The 18852-nt window shown below is 57.7% G+C and carries 13 protein-coding genes and 1 pseudogene; 9 read left to right on the top strand and 5 right to left on the bottom strand.

Annotated elements, in window-relative coordinates; genetic code table 11:
• Window positions 1–39: 39 nt before the first annotated feature.
• The 4 genes from BW14_RS08170 to BW14_RS08155 all read left to right on the top strand — a co-directional run bounded on the left by BW14_RS08170 (window position 40) and on the right by BW14_RS08155 (window position 4750).
• Entirely contained in the window at window positions 40–753 is a 714-nt protein-coding gene (locus BW14_RS08170; RefSeq protein ID WP_140490109.1) for a GntR family transcriptional regulator, read from the top strand.
• A gap of 177 nt (window positions 754–930) precedes the next feature.
• The gene (locus BW14_RS08165) at window positions 931–2460 is read left to right on the top strand and encodes an amidohydrolase family protein (protein ID WP_140490107.1); all 1530 of its coding nucleotides are present in this window, start codon (window positions 931–933) and stop codon (window positions 2458–2460) included.
• A 109-nt stretch (window positions 2461–2569) separates the two neighbouring features.
• Window positions 2570–4015, top strand: a complete 1446-nt coding sequence (locus tag BW14_RS08160) for a YfcC family protein (RefSeq protein ID WP_140490105.1) — start codon at window positions 2570–2572, stop codon at window positions 4013–4015.
• 354 nt (window positions 4016–4369) lie between these two features.
• On the top strand, window positions 4370–4750 hold the full coding sequence (locus tag BW14_RS08155) for a hypothetical protein (protein ID WP_140490103.1): 381 nt from the start codon (window positions 4370–4372) through the stop codon (window positions 4748–4750).
• A 228-nt stretch (window positions 4751–4978) separates the two neighbouring features.
• Here BW14_RS08155 and BW14_RS12025 read toward each other — a convergent pair whose 3' ends face one another.
• From BW14_RS12025 to BW14_RS08130, 5 genes are all read right to left on the bottom strand, one after another.
• Window positions 4979–5539, bottom strand: coding sequence for a type ISP restriction/modification enzyme (locus BW14_RS12025; protein ID WP_181162346.1), 561 nt, complete (start codon window positions 5537–5539; stop codon window positions 4979–4981).
• A 134-nt stretch (window positions 5540–5673) separates the two neighbouring features.
• A complete protein-coding gene (locus BW14_RS08145) occupies window positions 5674–7071 on the bottom strand; it encodes an ISL3 family transposase (protein WP_181162345.1) in 1398 nt (465 codons plus the stop codon).
• Window positions 7058–10453: a type I restriction endonuclease gene (locus BW14_RS08140; RefSeq protein ID WP_140490096.1), complete on the bottom strand. Its 3396-nt coding sequence runs from the start codon at window positions 10451–10453 to the stop codon at window positions 7058–7060. Before BW14_RS08140 ends, BW14_RS08145 begins: the two co-directional genes overlap by 14 nt.
• The gene (locus BW14_RS08135; protein WP_140490094.1) at window positions 10450–11715 is read right to left on the bottom strand and encodes a restriction endonuclease subunit S; all 1266 of its coding nucleotides are present in this window, start codon (window positions 11713–11715) and stop codon (window positions 10450–10452) included. Before BW14_RS08135 ends, BW14_RS08140 begins: the two co-directional genes overlap by 4 nt.
• On the bottom strand, window positions 11712–13763 hold the full coding sequence (locus tag BW14_RS08130; RefSeq protein WP_140490092.1) for a class I SAM-dependent DNA methyltransferase: 2052 nt from the start codon (window positions 13761–13763) through the stop codon (window positions 11712–11714). The genes BW14_RS08135 and BW14_RS08130 overlap by 4 nt, the downstream gene beginning before the upstream one ends.
• 192 nt (window positions 13764–13955) lie before the next feature.
• Between BW14_RS08130 and BW14_RS08125 the strand changes: the two genes are divergently transcribed.
• The 5 genes and pseudogenes from BW14_RS08125 to BW14_RS08105 all read left to right on the top strand — a co-directional run.
• Window positions 13956–14945, top strand: a complete 990-nt coding sequence (locus tag BW14_RS08125; protein WP_140490090.1) for a LacI family DNA-binding transcriptional regulator — start codon at window positions 13956–13958, stop codon at window positions 14943–14945.
• Between the two features lie 195 nt (window positions 14946–15140).
• Entirely contained in the window at window positions 15141–16319 is a 1179-nt protein-coding gene (locus tag BW14_RS08120; RefSeq protein ID WP_140490088.1) for an ABC transporter substrate-binding protein, read from the top strand.
• Between the two features lie 162 nt (window positions 16320–16481).
• Window positions 16482–17405: a carbohydrate ABC transporter permease gene (locus BW14_RS08115; RefSeq protein ID WP_140490086.1), complete on the top strand. Its 924-nt coding sequence runs from the start codon at window positions 16482–16484 to the stop codon at window positions 17403–17405.
• Between the two features lie 6 nt (window positions 17406–17411).
• Window positions 17412–18227, top strand: coding sequence for a carbohydrate ABC transporter permease (locus tag BW14_RS08110; protein ID WP_140490084.1), 816 nt, complete (start codon window positions 17412–17414; stop codon window positions 18225–18227).
• 69 nt (window positions 18228–18296) lie between these two features.
• Window positions 18297–18852 (top strand): annotated as a pseudogene (locus BW14_RS08105) (family 31 glucosidase); the annotation flags it as partial.

Here is an 18852-nt window from a genome sequence, read left to right as displayed (position 1 = left end):
TACGATTGACCCAGAAATCCTCGAGGAAGGAGACCGACGATGCTGCAGGATGATGCGCGTATCCCCATGTACGCCCAACTGAAAGCCTCGTTGCTCTCCGACATCGCATCGGGCGCATATGCGCCTGGAGCGCGAATTCCGGCTGAGCCCGAACTCGGTGAACGATACGGCGTATCACGCATCACCGTGCGCAAAGCCATCAAGGAACTCGTGGATGAGGGATACCTCATCAAGAAGCAAGGCAAGGGCACATTCGTGCGTCGTCATGTCATCGACCGCAAGATCGAATATGTGATGGGCTTTACCGAAAGTCTTGAACGCGCCGGATACCATGCCTCGAGCGAGGTCCTGAAACGGAAGATCATTCCCGCCGACGTGGACCTTGCCGACAAGCTCGATATCTCTGTAGGCGATGATGTGTTGTATATCCAACGTGTACGTAGGGGTGACAATATCCCGATCATGATGGAAAACAACTATTTCCCCGCAAATCGATTCGGTTTTCTGGAACACGCCGATCTGAGCGGTTCTCTGTACCGATTGCTGTCAGACGAACACGGCATCCATCCCATTAACCCCAAAACCACGACATTGAGCATGGCGCTGGCCGATGCAGACCTTGCCAGGCAGATGAACGTAGTTATCGGGACCCCGTTCTTCGAGATCAGGACGCTGATCTGCGATCAGGATGACCGGCCTGTGCACGTCGGCCACCAATTTTATTTAGGAGAGCTCTACACGTTCACGCTCTAGACGCACCCGGAAAGCATCCGGAGTTTCACTCTATCTATCCTCGTTCGCGCCGATATCGGCCGTAGACCCAGCGCAAGCTATGCCTTTTCGAGTTTGCGGCCATGACTCGGATGCGGACGGCGAGTTCAAAACGGGGACAGAGCTCTCATAATCCTTAGCTTTTCCGAAGGAAAGCCTATGAACACCATTATCAGGTCACGTCATATTTTTGACGGGAACGGCGAGGAACCCTTCCAAGGGTTCATTGAATTTCGAGGACCGTTCATCACCCGCGTGGAACATGGTTGGAACTATGGGCCAATCGATAGCTCCACACACCTCATCGAGCATGATGACCACCTTGTGATGCCCGGTCTGCATGACAATCACGTGTTCTTCTCCGGCTGGATGGCGGCTAACGCAGGCCTTGACCTATCGCATGCCGTCAGTATGGAGGACGCGGCAAGTGTTATCTCCGATTGGGCTTCAACGCACTCTGGACGACCGGTATATGCACACGGTTGGAATCGCAAGGTATGGGGTTCCGATCCTGACCGACAGACGCTTGACGATATTTCCACAACGGTGCCAATAACCGCCATCGATGATGCCCGTAGCCGGTATTGGATGAACAACGCTGCAATCGAGCGCTATGGATTCCAGGAAGATCAGCTTTCCGCAGAAGCACGCGTAAGACTGATCAGGGAAATGTGCCATGATGCCGAGCTGGTCAGGGAATCCTGGCGACGATTCGAGCGACTTCTGCTTTCGCGAGGCGTCGTCTCCTGCAAAGACATCGTGTTCGATGACTGTGACGTGCATGTTCCGATATCCGACAAACTGCTCGATGTCACCATGACCATCGAACCTGTCATCCGCAAACTCGACAAAGCCTTGATTCCAAGACTCCGTTATCGGTCATTTGGTCCACGGACCCGATTCGGTGGGGTAAAGATCATGGTCGACGGCGTCGTTGCCGACAGAACCGGTGACATTCGAGGAACCTATACCAATGGAACGGTGCCACCAAAGGTGGATTACGACGCCATCGAAGCCGATGTGGCCTATCTGTCAGACCGAGGCGTATCCTGCTGTCTGACCGCCGAGGGAGACAAAGCCATCGAACGGTCGGCGGAGATCTTGGCACGTCACACGAATCGCCAGGTGCGGCACTCCATCAGCGATCTGGAGATGATCACCGGACATGCGGCCAAGATCATGGCGGAAGCCGGCATTACCGCCGAAATCTACCCACAGGTTCTCGGACTGAATCCCTCGCTCCAGGAGTCATATATGCCCACAGCCATTGTGGGAGAGGATGGGTCCTCGTTCTTCCATTACACGAACCTTACCGATCACAACGTGACCGTGACCAGCGGCACCGACTGTCCGCTATTCGTGGCCGATGTTCCTGAAGCATTGCTTCGCGCTTCACGCCGACGGTTCGATCGAGGTGAAGAACGTTGGTTCCCTGAATACGCTCTGGCTCAGAGCTCGCTCCTGAAATCTTGGATACGAGGAGGCGATAGCAGACCATCCGGCACTCTCAATGGAAAGCCGTCCGGAGACTTCCTCCCCGGCAGCGGTACCGGACGGATGCTTCAACGCGGTGCCACTGCCACCTTCGCGATATTCGACCGTGATCTTCTCTCTACGCCTGACGCCGAGCTCCATGATGCTCGTGTCATAGAAACCATCATCGATGGGAAAACCGCGTACCGAGCATGACCACGCGAATCGATTTCGCAACGTTTCCATCAAATCGACGCCGGCAATGATGCCGGCCATAGATACCAATTCATGTATCGTATTCCACCATTATGCAAAGAGGCAACAAATGAAACTCGTCGACCGCATCAAGAAAATCGGATTCCCACACAGCTATGCGCTGCTGTTCTTCCTCATCATCATCTGCGCGTTCCTTACCTGGGTGGTGCCCAGCGGCCAATACGACACCAAAACCGTGACGGTTGACGGCAGCGAACGTACCGTCGTGGTTCCAGGCACCTACCATCAGATATCAAAGATAGCCGAAGACGGCACTGATTACCGGCAAGGGCTCAGCGCCGTGCTGGAAGCGCCAGGCAACGGTATCATCGCCGCAGTCGAAGTCATCGCTTTCGTACTCATCCTTGGAGGCGCATTCGGCATCATCCTTAAAACCGGAGCCATCGATCGCGGCCTGCGCGCTCTGGCAGACTTCCTCGGGTCCAAGGGCATCCTCGTCATCCCGCTGATGATGATCCTCGTCAGCCTCGGCGGATCCACCTACGGCATGAGCGAAGAACTCATCCCCCTGTTCATCATCTTCATCACATTCATGCTGTCTATGGGATTCGACTCCATGACCGCAATCCTCACCTTGTTCCTTGCCAGCCAGGTCGGATACATCGGCTCCACGATCAACCCGTTCAACGTGCTGATCGCCCAAGGCATCGGTGAAGTGCATGGGAATCCATTGCTCTGGCTCCGTCTCATCTACTGGGCCGTCTTCACCGTCATCGCCATCGCATTCACGATGCGCTACGCGTTCAAGGTCCGCAAGAATCCCGAATCCTCCATCGTCTACGATTCTGACCGAGTGCTTAAGGCGAAGCTGTTCGGCAAAAACGGAGAAACACTCGTCTCCGACACCGGCGCGACGCATTTCACCGGCAAGGACAAGGCCATCATCACTGTGTTCATCCTCGGCCTTGCCGTCATGGTGTACGGCATCGTCACCCAAGGCTGGTACATGACCGAAATTGGTGCATTGTTCCTCGCTTTGGGACTCATTACCGGTATCATCGCACGATTCAGCATCAACGAGATGTGTGAGGCATTCGTCTCCGGATGCGCGGACTTCGTCTACGCGGCCGTCATCATAGGACTGGCCAACAGCATCCTCGTCATCCTGCAGAACGGTATGATCATCGATACCATCCTCAATGGTCTCGCCGGATTGCTGGGCGGCCTGCCCAAGGCGCTGTTCACCACCATCCTGCTGGCAGTTCAGGCGTTCATCACCTTGTTCGTTCCCTCGTCCTCCGGTTCCGCAGCATTGACCATGCCGGTCATGGGGCCGCTCGCCGACCTCGTCAACATCAATCGTGACGTGATCGTATTGAGCAACCAGTTCGGCAACGGATTGATGAACATCGTCAACCCCACTGGCGGCGTGCTGCTCGCAGGCCTGTCCGTAGCCGGAATCAGCTTCGGCAAATGGCTGAAGGTGGGTTTGAAGGCGTTTGCGATCCTGTTCGTTGTAGCCGCTGTATTCCTTTGGGTAGCTACGCTTGTCTAACGCGCACTATGGGATAGATGCGGATATCATCGATCCAACGAAATGGCCTCCACTCCAGACGATCATTCTTCTGGAGTGGAGGCCATTACGTTGGATATCCAATCCCTTTTGGATATCCAATTGAAGTTTGTGCTTTGGTAGAACCCGTGGAACAGCGGGAAACCCAAGCAAAATGGGATGCTCGTTCCTATACTCCTTTCTGACGCACCATGTCGGCGCGTCGCAGTCAATCAGCTGGATTCGCCCCTTCTCCGTCGAACAAATGTCCGCACAAAAGTAGAACATATGTTCTACAAATCGGCTGTTGATTGGTCAGTCTGACGACGGAACGGTTTCACGAGGAGGGGACGCGACATGGCATGGCGGATGGTCACGCACCGCTGCGGGCATCAGGAGCGTATCAATGTGGACGGCTCCTACGTGATAGTGGAGCGCAAGGTCCGCAAAGCCGAAGAGACGCTGTGCGCCTCATGCGAAGGAATCCAGAGCCGGCGGGACAACAGATCGGCCGGCTTCTGCGAGTTGTGGGGCTCGAAATCGCAGTGCGACAGGGCCGAGCCGATACGCCAGCGCGTCCTGTCGCAGGTGATAGTGCTCGCCCGTCATGCGCGCATCGAGGATAGGGATGCGTTCGACGAGTTGTATAAGCAGGTGCTCCGTCGCGACGATGCCGAATGGTGGATCGAGCATCGTAATGACGCCATCACCATGCTTGCCCAGGACATCGAGCTGTAGGGAACCAGAAGAAGAGGAAACGCTATGAGCGATAGACTTGAAGACGGCACGCTGGTGCTGCATATGTGTGAATGGTATGAGCAGGGCAGACGGTATGTCGCTGAATACGAGACGCTCGGCGACGGTTCCGGCTTCGCTGTGACCCAGGATTGGAGTACCGGCGTCGAGATCCCGGAGAACCATATTCTCACCAGGCCGGACGGGACCCTCCTGCCCGGCATAGAACGCTTACGCCGGCACAATATAAGTATTGGGCCAAACGACGGATGCCGTATGGACGACTATGGAGCTTGGGAGAAGGAGCTCCGCATACAGCGCGAACACGACCGGTTCGACAACGAGCTGCGGGCGTTGGGAGTATTGGACGACAGGGAATCTGTATTCGACTGACGATTTCTTGTCGGTGGTGACCTTGTAGCGATCGATGAGCCAGCCAATCGCGAATTTGCCGTTGACCACGTACTCGTAGGCGAACAATGGGATGCCCTCGATGGTTAGGTTCTCAGATACCCTGAGCACCGTCAGGTCCGGCACTTTCCTGCCACTCTCAGGGTCCTTGACCTTCTTCGGGTACACCATCTTCTCCGTGCGCCCCGGATTTGTCTTGTCCCCGACCTCCATGACCGGCCATGGATCCAATGACTCGTAATCGAGATGCAGGTGGGCGAGGGCGCGGCCTGCCTTCATGAACGCCTTGAAGTCCCCGACCAGCGGGACGCGCGGCAGCTCCTTCTTCAGATTGTTCGCGAACCGGTGACAGTACTCCGGGCTGTGCAGCACGCCGTACACGTAGTAAAAAGGGTTTGTAACACTAGAGGTTGAAAACTAGTGCAGGATAATGCTCTTGTTCTGAAGCGAGGAAAGCGTTCTCTGGTTGAGGAATCCGTTGTAGTACTGATTGGTTCAACCAGAGAATGACCGAATCACTCCATGATTTCTCCTGTGGTCTCGTCCACCTCGTATTCGGGTTCGGGGAACGGTTCCCATTCCTCTTCCTCGACTTCCGTGTCTTCAGCATCGACGGCTTCCGTGGTGAACAAGGGGCCCTTCGCGAGAACACGTGGGCCGATGGAGAGTCCGCCGCTGTTAATGATGGCGAGCAGATTGTATTTCCGGTAAAGGCTTCGTCCTCGGAGTGTTTCGAAAGAGTAGCCCCGTCCCTTCATGTTGGTCTCGCGGATGAGACGGTTCGCACATTCCGTGTACCCATTGCTGATTGCCAGAGGGCAGTCCCAATAATGGAATATTTGCTCGTGGAAGTTGTGCACGGTCTTGGCCAGTATACGGAAGCTCTCGTAGACCGCATCCTCGGGTATTTCCTGTTCCCACCGGTCGAACGCCGCCATGGCATTGTCCTTGGAGGAGGGGTTCTCATCCCATATGTCGAAGAAGTCCTCCTTGAGGTCGAACGCCATAGCCAACGGTTCAAGTTCCGGGTTCTTCCGGAGTTGCCGGATCTTCACTGCCTCATCGACGGTCAGGTCGCGCCGCCGTGTCTTGAGCGTGTAGGCAAGCCCTCGCTTGGTGTTGATACGGTCTTTTCTGGGCATGCTTTGCTGCAGAGCCCGACGTATCGTATCGACGGCCTCATTTGCCTTCATGACGACATGGAAGTGATCGATGGCCCAGCGTGCGTTGGGCATGGCCGTGCCGATGGTCTTCTGAAACGGACGATACATATCCGAACAGACCCAGAGGACCTTCTCCCGGTCGGGCATGGTCATGAAGTATTCGGTCAACCTCTTCTGGTTGCGCCCGTCGAGCATGTCGTATACGGTCCGATGCTCAAGGTCGGTGATGACCGTCACCTCGCCTATCTTCTTGATCTTTATCTCGTCGATGCCGAGAAACGCCGGGGTCTTGAATCGTAATTGCCGGTCGTATTCGCGGATGAAGTCCTCGAACACGTTCTTGACGGTCACATGGGTGAGCATGTAGTCCTCGGCGACCTCCCGGAACGTGGCGCGGAGGGATCGCTGGGCGATGTCCGCGTAGGCGCGGGAAGTCATCTTGCGGGTCTCGTTCACGTTGTCGAATAAGGGCTGCCACAGGTTCCGGCATTGGCTGCAACGACGACGCGGGAACGTGATGACGAGACGGATCGGGACCCCTCCCATGGGGGTGTCAGCGATGGTCAGATCGCGTTTGCCGTGACTGTATGTACGGCCTCCGCATTTCGGGCATTCGCCCGGCACTCCGCCACTATAGGTCAGGTGGATGGTCTTGCAGCGCTTCCCTTTCTCAACCGTCTCCTCGGTGGAGACGAGGTCGCAGTCGGAGATGCCGAACAGCTCCTTGATGATGGAGTCACTGCCGTTCATGGCCCTTCTCCCTCTCCGTCTCCTCGACATACTGCTGGATGTCGGGAATGTTGTAGCGGCGTCCCTTCGCGATCTGATCGTAGATCTGATCGGCCAGGGAATCGATGGCCTGCGGGTCGTTCATGATTTGCGCCGCAAGACCGCCGGTCTCGTTGTTGACCATGGAGACCAATGCGGTCTTGATCAGATTCCTCATCCGTCCATCACCAACCACCGATTCCTTGGAGTTGGTCGAGTTGATGATGCGCGTGCGGGTGACCTGATCCATGATCACATAGTCGACGATGAAGTTGACCACGCGGGCCGCGGATACCACATTTACCTTGTCGCCCCATGTCTCATTGAGCTTCGCCACGATGCTTTTCATGTTCTGCCGTTTGGACGCCCCGGAATGTCCCACGCCGGGTCCCATCGGTTTGAGGTCGCGTTCCGTTTCCGAATCATCACGGCGAAGCCGGTCGATACGGTAATCCGAGAGCACGAGTCCTTTCACGTCGATCTGATCGAGTCCCGTATCCGAGATGCGGTTCGAGAGGAGTTTGGCGAACCCGTTGAACACCTCAAGGTCGGGATCTTCCAGATCGATGATCTGACTGATGAACATGTAGGCGGAGCAGTAGCGTTTCAGCAGCTTACGGAACGCTACGAGCTTGTCCCGCTCCGCTTGCTCCTCCTCTATTCTTTTCTCGGCATGAAGGATGGTCACGGTGTCTCCGTCCGCTTTGGCCCGTTCCAGCACGTCGGCCCATGTCGCGTACGCGGTGGTGTGGGCGCGGTATTGCGACATCCACCGTTCCGCAGGCAGGCTCACCGCGTTGTACAGGCGTTTACGGTATGAATCCTTGCCGGTGTTCGAGACAGCCTCGGCGACGGCCTTGTACTGCACGTCACGGTATTTGGCGAAGTCGTCCGCCGTGTAGATGTCCGCATGGTCGAGCATTTTCTTGATCGCGTAGACCACTTCCGGGTTCTGGGCCTCGCTCATGTGCGCGCCCGTGTCGTATTTGCGGAACGCGTTGACCACGGTGTCCGGATCGTTCACGAAATCAAGGATGAACACCTGATCCTTGCCCGGATATATGCGGTTGACACGCGAATAGGTCTGCACTATCTCGATGTCGTTGGCGATCGGCTTGTCGACGTACAAGGCGCACAGCTTCGGCTGGTCGAAACCGGTCTGGAACTTGTCCGCGACGATCATCAGACGGTATTGGGACATGTCGAACGCCTTTTCCACGCTCTGATAGCCGAGATTATTCATGTTCGACTCGGTGTAGTCGTATCCGGTGTCGATCTGGGCGAACGGGTTGTTTTTCAGGTACTCGTCGTCGGGCAGCACGCATTTGGAGCCGTTCACCTTGTCGGAGAACGCGACCAGCGGTTCGCCCGGCACCTTGAATTGCAGATGCGGTTCGATCCGGTCACGGTCGTATTCCGGATGCGCCCTGAGATACGCGTCGAACGCGTACTTGTATCTGACCACGGCCGGACGGCCCGAGGTGATGATCATGGCCTTCGCCTGACCGTCCAGCAGCGGGGCGACGTTGCGTATGAAATGCTCGATGATCAGCGAGGTCTTCTCCATCACGTTCGTGGGATGCAATGACTTCCATCGGGCGATGGCCCGGCGCGCCTGGCCCTCGTCGACGAGCTTGTCGGGGGCGTACTCCTCGGCCAACTTGTATGCGGTCTTGTATGGCATGTATCCGGACAGCGGGTCGATGATGTAGCCTTCCTCGATGGCCTGCCGCATCGGATATTTGTGGAACGATTCGGGAATCTCCCTGCCGTCCCGGTCGGTTCTGCCGGAGGGACGGCCGAACAGGGTCTCCGTCTCCGCCTTCGGCGTCGCGGTGAACGCGAAGAACGACACATTGGCGGGCATGACGTTCGCGGCCTGCATGCGGGTGAAGTATTCCGCCACCGCGTCCTCGTCGGTCAGCCCGTCCCCGTCCCCTCCAAGGGGCTTGGCGACCGCCAGTTTGAGCTTGTCGGCAGCCATGTTCAGCGCGCTCTTCAACGCGGCCGCGCTGCTGCCCTCCTGCGCGGAATGGGCCTCGTCGATGATGACCGCGAAATTCCGCCCCTCAAGGTTCGGGTCGGTGGCGATCATGGGCCATGCGTACAGGAACGTCTGCAACGTGACCACGATAATCTCACGACGGTCGGAAAGAGCCTTGGCGACCTGACGGCTCTTCGACGCGTCCGAGACACGATGCCCTTCCGCGTCGGTGCCGATTTCGGTCACGTAGCCGGGCACGTTCTTCAACTGGCCTATCGTCTTCTTGATGTTCGTGTCCAACGCGAGACGGTCGGTCACGACGATCACGCTGGAGAACATGCGCCCGCCCTTTTCGTTGCGCACGTCCGCAAGCTCGTGCGCGGTCCATGTGATCGTTTCGGTCTTGCCGCTGCCGGCCGAATGCTCGATCAGATACCGTTGGCCGGGTCCCTTGGCCCGCACGTCCGCGAGCATCCTGGTGACGGCGTCCCACTGGTGGTATCGGGGGAAGATCTGCGTGCGACGCTCCCGCACCCGGCCCGTGGCATCCTCCTTCTGGGAGACCTCCTCGAACACGAACGATTGGAAGATGTGCAGCCAGTTGTCGCGGCGGCACACCTGATTCCAGAAATACGAGGTCGGATACTCGTCCCCTTCGGCCGGCGGGTTGCCCGCATGGCCGTCCGCAGTGCCCCGGTTGAACGGCAGGAAAAGCGGGGACGGCTCCGACAGGTTCGTGCACATCCACACCTCGTCCTCGCTGATCGCGAAGTGCACGACCGCGCCCCGCTTGTACATCAGCAGATAGTTGCGGCGCTTCGTTCCCGGTTCGATCGGCTTGCGTTCGGTCCGATACTCGTCGATCGCGTCCTGGACCGATTGGGTAAGTTCGGTCTTCACCTCGCCGGTCGCGACCGGGATGCCGTTGACGAAGAACACGAGGTCGAGCGACTTGTTGCCCTGCGTCTGGTAATGCACCTGTCTCATGACGCGCAGGATGTTCGCGTCATAGTTGCGTTCCGCGTTTCTGATGCGAGGGTCGGACGGGTATGGGGCGGATCCCATGATGGTCTGATAACCGGCATACGGGAACCCGCCGCGCAGCACGCTGATCGTGCCGTCGGTCTCCAACGCGCGCACCAATCGCAACCGCAGGTTGTTCTCCCAGTTGCCTCCCTGGACGCGGTTCATCTTCTCCAGCTTTTCCGGTGCGACCGTCCGCTGGAATTCGATGAAATCCGGCCAGTAGAGCGCGGTCTGCGGGTCGAAGCCCTCGTCCGTGTCGCTTACACGCCAATCGGAATCCTCCAACCCGGCCAACGCGCGGGTCAGGTACCCCTCGAAATACTGCTCCCTGTGCAAATCGTCGTTGACGCTCATTCCCCGGCTCCTTCCGTGCAATCGATTCGCCCCGTCACCGCGGCATGAATCAGACTCTTGCGGTATTCCTCCAACTTGCTAATGATCTGGTTCTGACGGTCGATGGCATCATCCACCGCAGCACACTGATAATCAAGATGGGCCATGATTGACAGCATTTGTTCGGATGGAGGCAAAGGAATCAGCATATTCCTTAACATGTCATTTGATAGCTGATTGATTGTGGTCGTATCAAATTGGCCTCTATGGAAAGAAAGTAATTCCGAGCGGAGAACCCAATAGATATAGGGATTAAATGTTGAACGGCAAATAAGCATGAACGCGCCTGCAGTGCATTTCTCATCCGTGTCGATCAATCCGCATTTCCCGACAAGACGCTGGCTGCCGTTCGTTCGTACGATAATCAAATCGCCGCGGCGGAGTTGAAGAGCGCCTGGGATTTGTTTATTAATGTATACGTCGTCTCCATGCTCGATACGGCCATTGATGATGTTCGAGGAACGAATCACGAAGACAGCGTTTTGGTCGCTGCTGTCGCATACATCCTGAGCCTTATAGTCCAGCCCGTTTCGGCTTTCACAAAGGTACTTCAGCTTTTCAAGTCGCCAGCTACTGGGCATCTTGCCGATCCAGCCAATACCGCTGTCCTTCATGTCGGCGTTCGGGTCGAGTCCCTTGGTCACGGCTTTGGTGATGACCGCGCGACGGTATTCCTCCAGCTTGTCGATCGCCGCACGATGCCGGGCGATGGCCTCGTCGATAGGCGCGCAATGAGCATCAAGATACGCTACAATGGCCTTCTGCTCTTGATTGCTGGGGACGGGGATAAGCAGATTCCCAATAAAATCCCAGCTTGCCCGAGGCATCTTCGTTCCATACGTTGAAACATCAACCTGATTAACAAACGATGGGCTCAGTGTTATGTATTTCAAGAATTCCGATGAAACAATACGCGGTCGCATAACGACGAATTCACTGGAACATGATGTGTTCTCGTTAATCAGAAGTGTCTTTGAAAGATACGGCCGTAGTTTCCCGAACAAGACATCGCCTTTTTCTGCAAAAATGGCGTTCCCCTCTGGTGCTTTCGAATATCCCAGAAGACATGCGGTACCACTTTCGATGTTTTCCAATCCAATGAAAGACCGGGTATCTACAGCAGCTGTTCTATGTTGCGGGGCTGCATACTTTAATTTCCATACCGCCCATCGAGACGGAATGTTACCCAACCAAATCTCACCACTATCCTTCATCGTTCTCATTTGAGGAATCCCTTCATGAACGATTCGAGCCCGTCCTCTAGGTCCAGAATCTCGTCGGCGATTTCTTTGGGGTCGCGCGGTTGCTCGTACTTGTAGAAGTACCTGTTGAAGCTGATGGATGTGCCGACGACGCCGATCCTGCCGTCCTGCAGGGGGCCGGTGTCCTTCACGTCCGTGTCGATGGTGGTTTCGGGCGCGTACGGCAGCACTTCCTGTTCCATGTACTCCTGGAAGTCCAGCCCAAAGGGGATGTTCTCCCTGTCGTTGAGTTCCGTGTCGTAGACGATATTGCCTTTGTCGTCCAAGGCTATGGGCGCTTCGGGGTCGCGCATGCCGAACACGTCCACGATGGCTTTGACGAGCTGCGCCTTCGGGGGCTTCGGACTGGACATGAGCTTGCCGAGTTCCTTGACCGCCGCGTACGCCCACTTGTAGTCGTGGGTCTCGCCGTCATGTTCGGCGAACCAGTCGCGGATGATTCGCTTTTTCTCGTCCGTGAGCTTGCCCATCGGCTTGGACGTGGAGAACAGTTCGTCCGTGCGGGACGCATCCACGGTGACATACATGTGCAATGGCTGGCGGGTCGTGACCTGACGGAACATGAACTCCTTCGCGGGCACGATGACGCTGTCGCCGTGGTCGTGTCCGTCGATGTAGGTGCGGGTGATCCAGTCAATCTGTTCATCGCTGATCTCATAGCGCTTGTTGCCGAGATTGCGTTTCAACGGGGTACGACGGTTGGACGCGTCGATCAGCTGGATCATGCCCTTGCGGCCCTCGGGCTTCTTGTTGGACAGTATCCAGATGTACGTGCTGATACCGGTACGGAAGAAAATCTCCGTGGGCAGCTTCACGATGCAGTCGATGTAATCCTTCTCGAACAACCAACGGCGGATGTTCGACGGCCCCGATCCCGCGTCCCCGTTGAACAACGGGCTGCCGGACAGGACGATCGCGGCCTTGCCTCCGCCTTGCTCGACCGGTGCGAGTTTGGCGGCGACGTTCTGGATGAACAGCATCGACCCGTCGCCGATCTGCGGAAGCCCCGCGCCGAAACGGCCTTTGAAACCGTAGGAGGCCTCGTCTCGGACCGCCCGTTCCTCGACCTTCCATTCCTTGCCGTAGGGCGGATTGGTGAGCTGGTAGTTGAACGTCATCCCGTTGAACTTGTCGTCGGACAGGGTGTCCCCCTGCATGATGTGCTCGGACAGGTCACGCATTTGGTCGAACCGGTCCTGACCGGCGTTGCCGACGTTGCGCAGCAGCAGGTTCGTCTTCCCGACCGCCCAGGTGACGCCCTCGCGTTCTTGACCGTAGGGGACGATGGACGCGGGTGAGACACCGGGGTTGCGGGCCTTCCACTCGTCAAGCATGTCGAGGGCGTCGCTGATGAACCCGCATGTGCCGCAGGTTCCGTCGTACAGGGTGCGCATGGCACCGTCGTCGGAGGTGAGGAACTGGTCCTCGTTGGCGAACACGAGGCTTACCGCGAGACGCACCACGTCGCGTGGCGTCATGAAGTCCTCGGCGCCCTGCGCGATTTCCTCGCCGTAGCGTTGGATCAGGTGCTCGTAGATGTCGCTCATCATACGGTCGGACACGGTCTGGGGGCTCAGGTCGAAGCCGGCGAAGCGCATACAAACCTCATGCAGCATGCCCTCATCCTGAAGGTCCGAACAGGTCTCTCGTATTTTGAACTTGGTGAGGATTTCCCGCGCGTTGGGGCTGAACCCCTCCACGTAGGTCATGAGCGCGTCGATTGTGTTGTCCACGCCCAGATCGTTGAGACGGAAGCTGGTCACGTTGTAGAAGGATTTGCCGGAGAACGCGCAGTACGCTTCGTTTTCCAGACCCCATTCGGCCTCGTGTTCCTCGACCGCCTTGCATACGGCATCCCGCGTCGGCTCCAGCGCGCATTCCAATCGGCGCAACAGCGCGAACGGGAGGATCAGCTTGTTGTAGTCGGCCGGGCGTATGACATCGCGCACCCAGTCCGCGATGCTCCATATCTCGCCCACATAGTCGAATGTCGTCTTCGGGTTGCTCATCGTTCGCACCTTCCTTTCAACCGGAAAGTTTACAAAACATCACCGACTTTTCAACCTATATTTTTACAAAGACCCTCTGTAGGTGTAAAAAGATTCAACCAGAGACCAACCAAACATCAACCAACTATTTCATATACCTGTAAACCTGTGCATATCCGCTAGTATCTATGGTTTATGGAGGAGGTGTTCCGCATGGTCAACATATCGGATGTGGCCCGTGCTGCGGGGGTGTCAAAGGCGACGGTCTCCTACGTGCTTTCCGGTGATTCCCGTATCACGGAGCAGACCGCCGACAAGGTGCATAAGGCGATCAAGGAGCTCGGCTACACGGTCAACCATGCGGCACGGGCCCTGTCGGCCAACGAGACCAGGACGTTCGGCATCGTCTCCCCGGCCTCCCATAGCGATTATCTGTCCGCCTTGTTCGGTTTGCATGTGTTCCTTATCGGTGAATGCGCCGCGCAATGCGGATACGATACGCTCTTCATCGGCGGTGATGGCGTGGACGCCATGCGAAGGGCTTGGGCGTCCAGAAAAGTGGACGGCTTCATTCTCATGGATGTGCGTGATGATGATGCGCGCATGCGTCTGGCTGTCGATGAGCACATGCCCACGGTGGTGTTCGGTTCGCCCGCCGATTCCTTCGGGCTGGACGTCATGGATTCCGATTTCGTCAAGGAGACCAGCAACATCATTGATTTCCTTGATGGAGAGGGGCATCGTGACGTCACTCTGGTTCTGTGGTCCAGGCAGATCTTCCGGAAGCGGCTCGGATTCGCACTTCGCTTCCATGAAGCCATCATGAATGCGGCACAAGCCAAGGGCATCAATATGCATGTGATGTGTCCGAGCGACGATGATGCCGACCCGTCGTCGCTGATCGGACAGGCCCTGGCTGATTATCCTCAGGCGACGGCCATGGTCATATACAATGAACCAGTCACCATAGTGGCCGCGCAGACCTTCGCGCGTCTTGGCATCGACATCCCTCGTGATCTGCGAGTGGTGACCGTGTTCCCCAAACAATTGGCGCATACGATGAAAATCCCGTTCGCCTCCGTGCAGACCGATCTGGACGAGTTGACCAAGACCGCCGTCCAGCTGCTGGCCTCTCGCGTGGCAAACCGCGACGCGCCGAAGCAGGAAGTGCTGTTCGATTTTCCTTTAGTGGTTGAACAATAAAGAGTTTAGCGTTAACAACCAATCGGATTAATTGGTTAGAGCGTCATACTAATTTGCTTTTCCTTCATTCTTGCTGTATATTCAACTTTGTTGAACCGGTTAAACATAATCAGGACAATTGTTTCAGCGCTGCATACAGTTGTCTGGGGAAAACTGCCGAACGCAATGTTGCGTGGCGACGAAAGGAAAACAGAGATGACCAATTCAACAACCCGTCGCGTGCTGGCCTGTATGGTGGCCGCCGCCGCTGTAGTGAGTCTGACGGCCTGTGGAAACTCTTCCTCCGCCAAGGACGACAAGACGATCGAGTTCTGGGACCCGTATCCGCAGAAGACCGCGGACAGCACCTGGCAGGCCTTCGTGGAGAAATGCGCTCCTGACGGATACACCGTGAAGCGAGTGGGCTACGCCCAATCCGATTTGCTCAACAACCTGACCACAGCCGTCAAGGCGAACAACGCTCCTGAGATCGCACTGATCGACAATCCGAAAATGCCTACCGCTGTGGACGCCGGTCTGGTGACCGATATCAAGGCCGCAGGCGTGGATGTCTCCGGATATGACGAGAACATCGAAGGCCCCGGCGTCGTGGACGGCGTGCAATACGGTATCTCCTACGGCTCCAACGCTCTTGGACTGTACTACAATCCGACCGTTCTGGAGAAGGCCGGCGTCGATCCCGCATCCATCACCGATTGGGATTCCCTGAACACAGCCATCGAGAAGGTCGTCAACGCTGGATTCAAGGGCATCACGTTCGCAGGCATCTCCGGCGAAGAAGGCACTTTCCAGTTCTTGCCCTGGTTCTGGGGTGCAGGCGGCAAACTGACTGACGCCGCCGGCTCGACTGCCGAGCAGGACGCCTTGAATCTAGTTTCGGGCTGGGTGCAGAAGGGGTGGGCGCCGAAGTCGGTGGCCACGGACAACCAGTCCGCCGCATGGGATCTGTTCCTGACCGGCGAGTACGGTTTCTCCGAAAACGGCTCTTGGCAGGCGGAATCAGCCGCTGAGGAAGGCTATGAGATGATTCCGATCCCGTCCAAGGATGGCGGCGTGGCGCCAGTGCCGACCGGCGGCGAGTTCATCACCATCCCCACGCAGAAGGACATGGGCAAGGACAAGCTGGCCGCCACGGTCAAGGTCATCGAATGCCTCGTGGACGGCGACAATCTGAAGTCGCTCAATGACGAGATGGTCTACCTGGCCGCCAAGAGCGACGTGCGCGCGGAACAGGTCAAGGAGAACGAAGTGTGGAAGCCGTGGGTCGAGATCGTGGAAAACGCCTCCGGCCGCACCACTGATGTCGGACTCGACTATGAGGACATCTCGGCGAAGCTGTCCGAAGACCTTCAGGCGGCCTTGAACAAGGCCTGACCCGCAAACCGCTTTCTTTCCCTTCCTTCCCGCCAGGGGCGTCCGGCTTGCGGTCTCGACGTCCAATCCGGACGCCCCATACTCCAACCCTGTTTTGCCCGCCCGGCGCGGCGCATCCCCTGATTCCGTCGTTTTCTCTTTCCCCATCGTGAGGCGCTTATCATGCCAACAACACAAAACCGTGCGCGCAAACCGTCCGGACGTATCAGGCCGACTACCTGGGCGGCCATCGGATTCGCGGCGCCACTGATCATCTACATGCTGGTGTTCTATGTATCCCCACTGGTGCAGAACATCTCCATGAGCCTTCACCGCTACACCCGGCGCACATTCGTGACCGGCGAGGCCCCCTGGACCGGATTGGACGTCTACAAGGAGGTCGTCTCCAACCCCGAGTTCTGGACCACGTTGCGGCAGACACTGATATTCGTAGTGCTTTCCATCATCTTCCAATATGCCATTGGCCTGGCGTTGGCCGTGTTCTTCAACCAGAACTTCAAGCTGTCCGCAGGGCTGCGGGGCGCGTTCCTCGTGCCCTGGCTGCTGCCTCCCATGATCTCCGGCACGATCTGGCAGTGGATGATGGACGCGGACAGCGGCCTGATCAACAACCTGCTCGGCGTGTTCGGCATGGACCCGGTCTGGTGGCTGCAGGCCGACAAGTCCCTGTGGGCCGTGATCATCGCGAACATCTGGCTGGGCATCCCGTTCAACCTGGTGATCCTGTATTCCGGCCTGCAGAACATCAACGGGGACCTGTACGAGGCCGCCTCCCTCGACGGATGCAACGCCTGGCAGCGGTTCTGGAGGATCACGTTCCCGCTGCTGCGCCCCGTCACGATGATCACCCTGCTGCTCGGCTTCGTGTACACGCTGCGCACGGTGGACATCATCTGGATCATGACCAAGGGCACCGGCACATCGCGCACCCTGGCCACCTGGGCGTACGAGATGGCGTTCGGCAAGGGCACGTCCGCGACCATCCGATACTCCGAGGCCTCCGTGGTCGGCACGATCCTGATCCTGGTCGCATTGGCCTTCGCCCTGGTCTACCTGTGGGCGCAAGGCAAAGAGGAAGAGAGGTAACACGACATGCAACACCGTTCGACATGGTGGAAGACCGCCATCGGCGTCATACTGACGCTCATCATGCTCTTCCCCGTCTACTGGATGGTCAACATCTCGTTCACCCAGCGGCGATCCATCCGCTCCGGCGCTCTGATTCCACTGGATTTCACGCTCGACAACTACGCCAAGGCGTTCGACTCCCAGCTGCCGTACCTGGCGACCTCGATCGTCATCGCATTGGGATGCGTGGTCCTGACCCTGCTCATCGCCCTGCCCTCCTCGTACGCGCTGGCCATATTGCGCATGAAGGGCCGCAGGACGCTCAACTTCCTGCTCATCGTGGCGCAGATGATCCCGGCCGTGGTCATGGCGCTCGGCTTCTACCAGATCTTCAGCGACCTCGGGCTGTTGGACACGCTGCCCGGCCTGATCGTGGCTGACTCCACGATCGCGGTGCCGTTCGCGGTCATGCTGCTCACCGGGTTCATGTCCGGCATGCCGAGATCCCTGATCGAGGCGGCGCAGATCGACGGAGCATCCCAGTGGACCGTGTTCACCAGGATCGTAATCCCGTTGAGCCGCAACACCATCGTGACCACATCGCTGTTCAGCTTCCTGTGGGCATGGAGTGACTTCATGTTCGCGTCCACGCTTGACTCCGGAGGCGGCAGGATGCGACCGATCACCATGGGCATCTACGACTTCATCGGCTCACAGAACCAGGAATGGGGCCCGATGATGGCCACCGCAGTCCTGGCCTCCGTGCCCACCGCCCTGCTGCTCATCGTGGCGCAGAAATACGTAGCCGCCGGCGTGACCGCAGGCGCCATCAAGGACTGACAGACCGAACCGACACGGGAGCGATACGCGTCCCGTGGCATCAATCACACATCGTCAAAGGAGACGGACATGACACTACTGACCTTCCATACCGACGGGCAGGCGCTGACCTGGACCGGCGACGGCGAATACCTTCGCGTCGAACCATGGGGCGCGGACTCGATACGCGTGCGCTCGTCGCAGATGCACGAACCGGAATCCCCGCAATGGGCCTTGCTGGACGATCCTGTACAGGACCCTTCGGCGGTCTTGGTGACCATCGACGAAGAGCATTCCAGCGCGGAGCTGCGAAACGGCGGCATCATCGTCAAAGCCAAGGCGTCATACGACGTCTACGGTGGCGCGGGCTACGAGGAGCCACGATGCGAGCTGAGCTTCCACAGGGCGGACGGGACCCTCCTATTCCGCGAATACCCGCGCGGTGGATCGCTCGACCTGCACGCACGCCGGTTCAAGCCCATCATCGGCGGCGACCACGCCGTCACCGTCTCGTTCCAGGCACCCGCGGACGAACGCCTGTACGGCATGGGCGAATACCAGCAGGACGTCATGGACCTCAAAGGCTGCACGCTGGAGCTCGCCCACCGCAACTCCCAGGCCTCCGTACCGTTCGTGGTCTCATCCG

Origin of the sequence: Bifidobacterium sp. UTBIF-68 (genome assembly GCF_006408855.1) — a bacterium.
In the GTDB taxonomy this organism is placed as follows: domain Bacteria; phylum Actinomycetota; class Actinomycetes; order Actinomycetales; family Bifidobacteriaceae; genus Bifidobacterium; species Bifidobacterium reuteri.
Note: the sequence above shows the minus strand (reverse complement) of the source record. Positions and strands in the feature narration are given on the sequence as shown.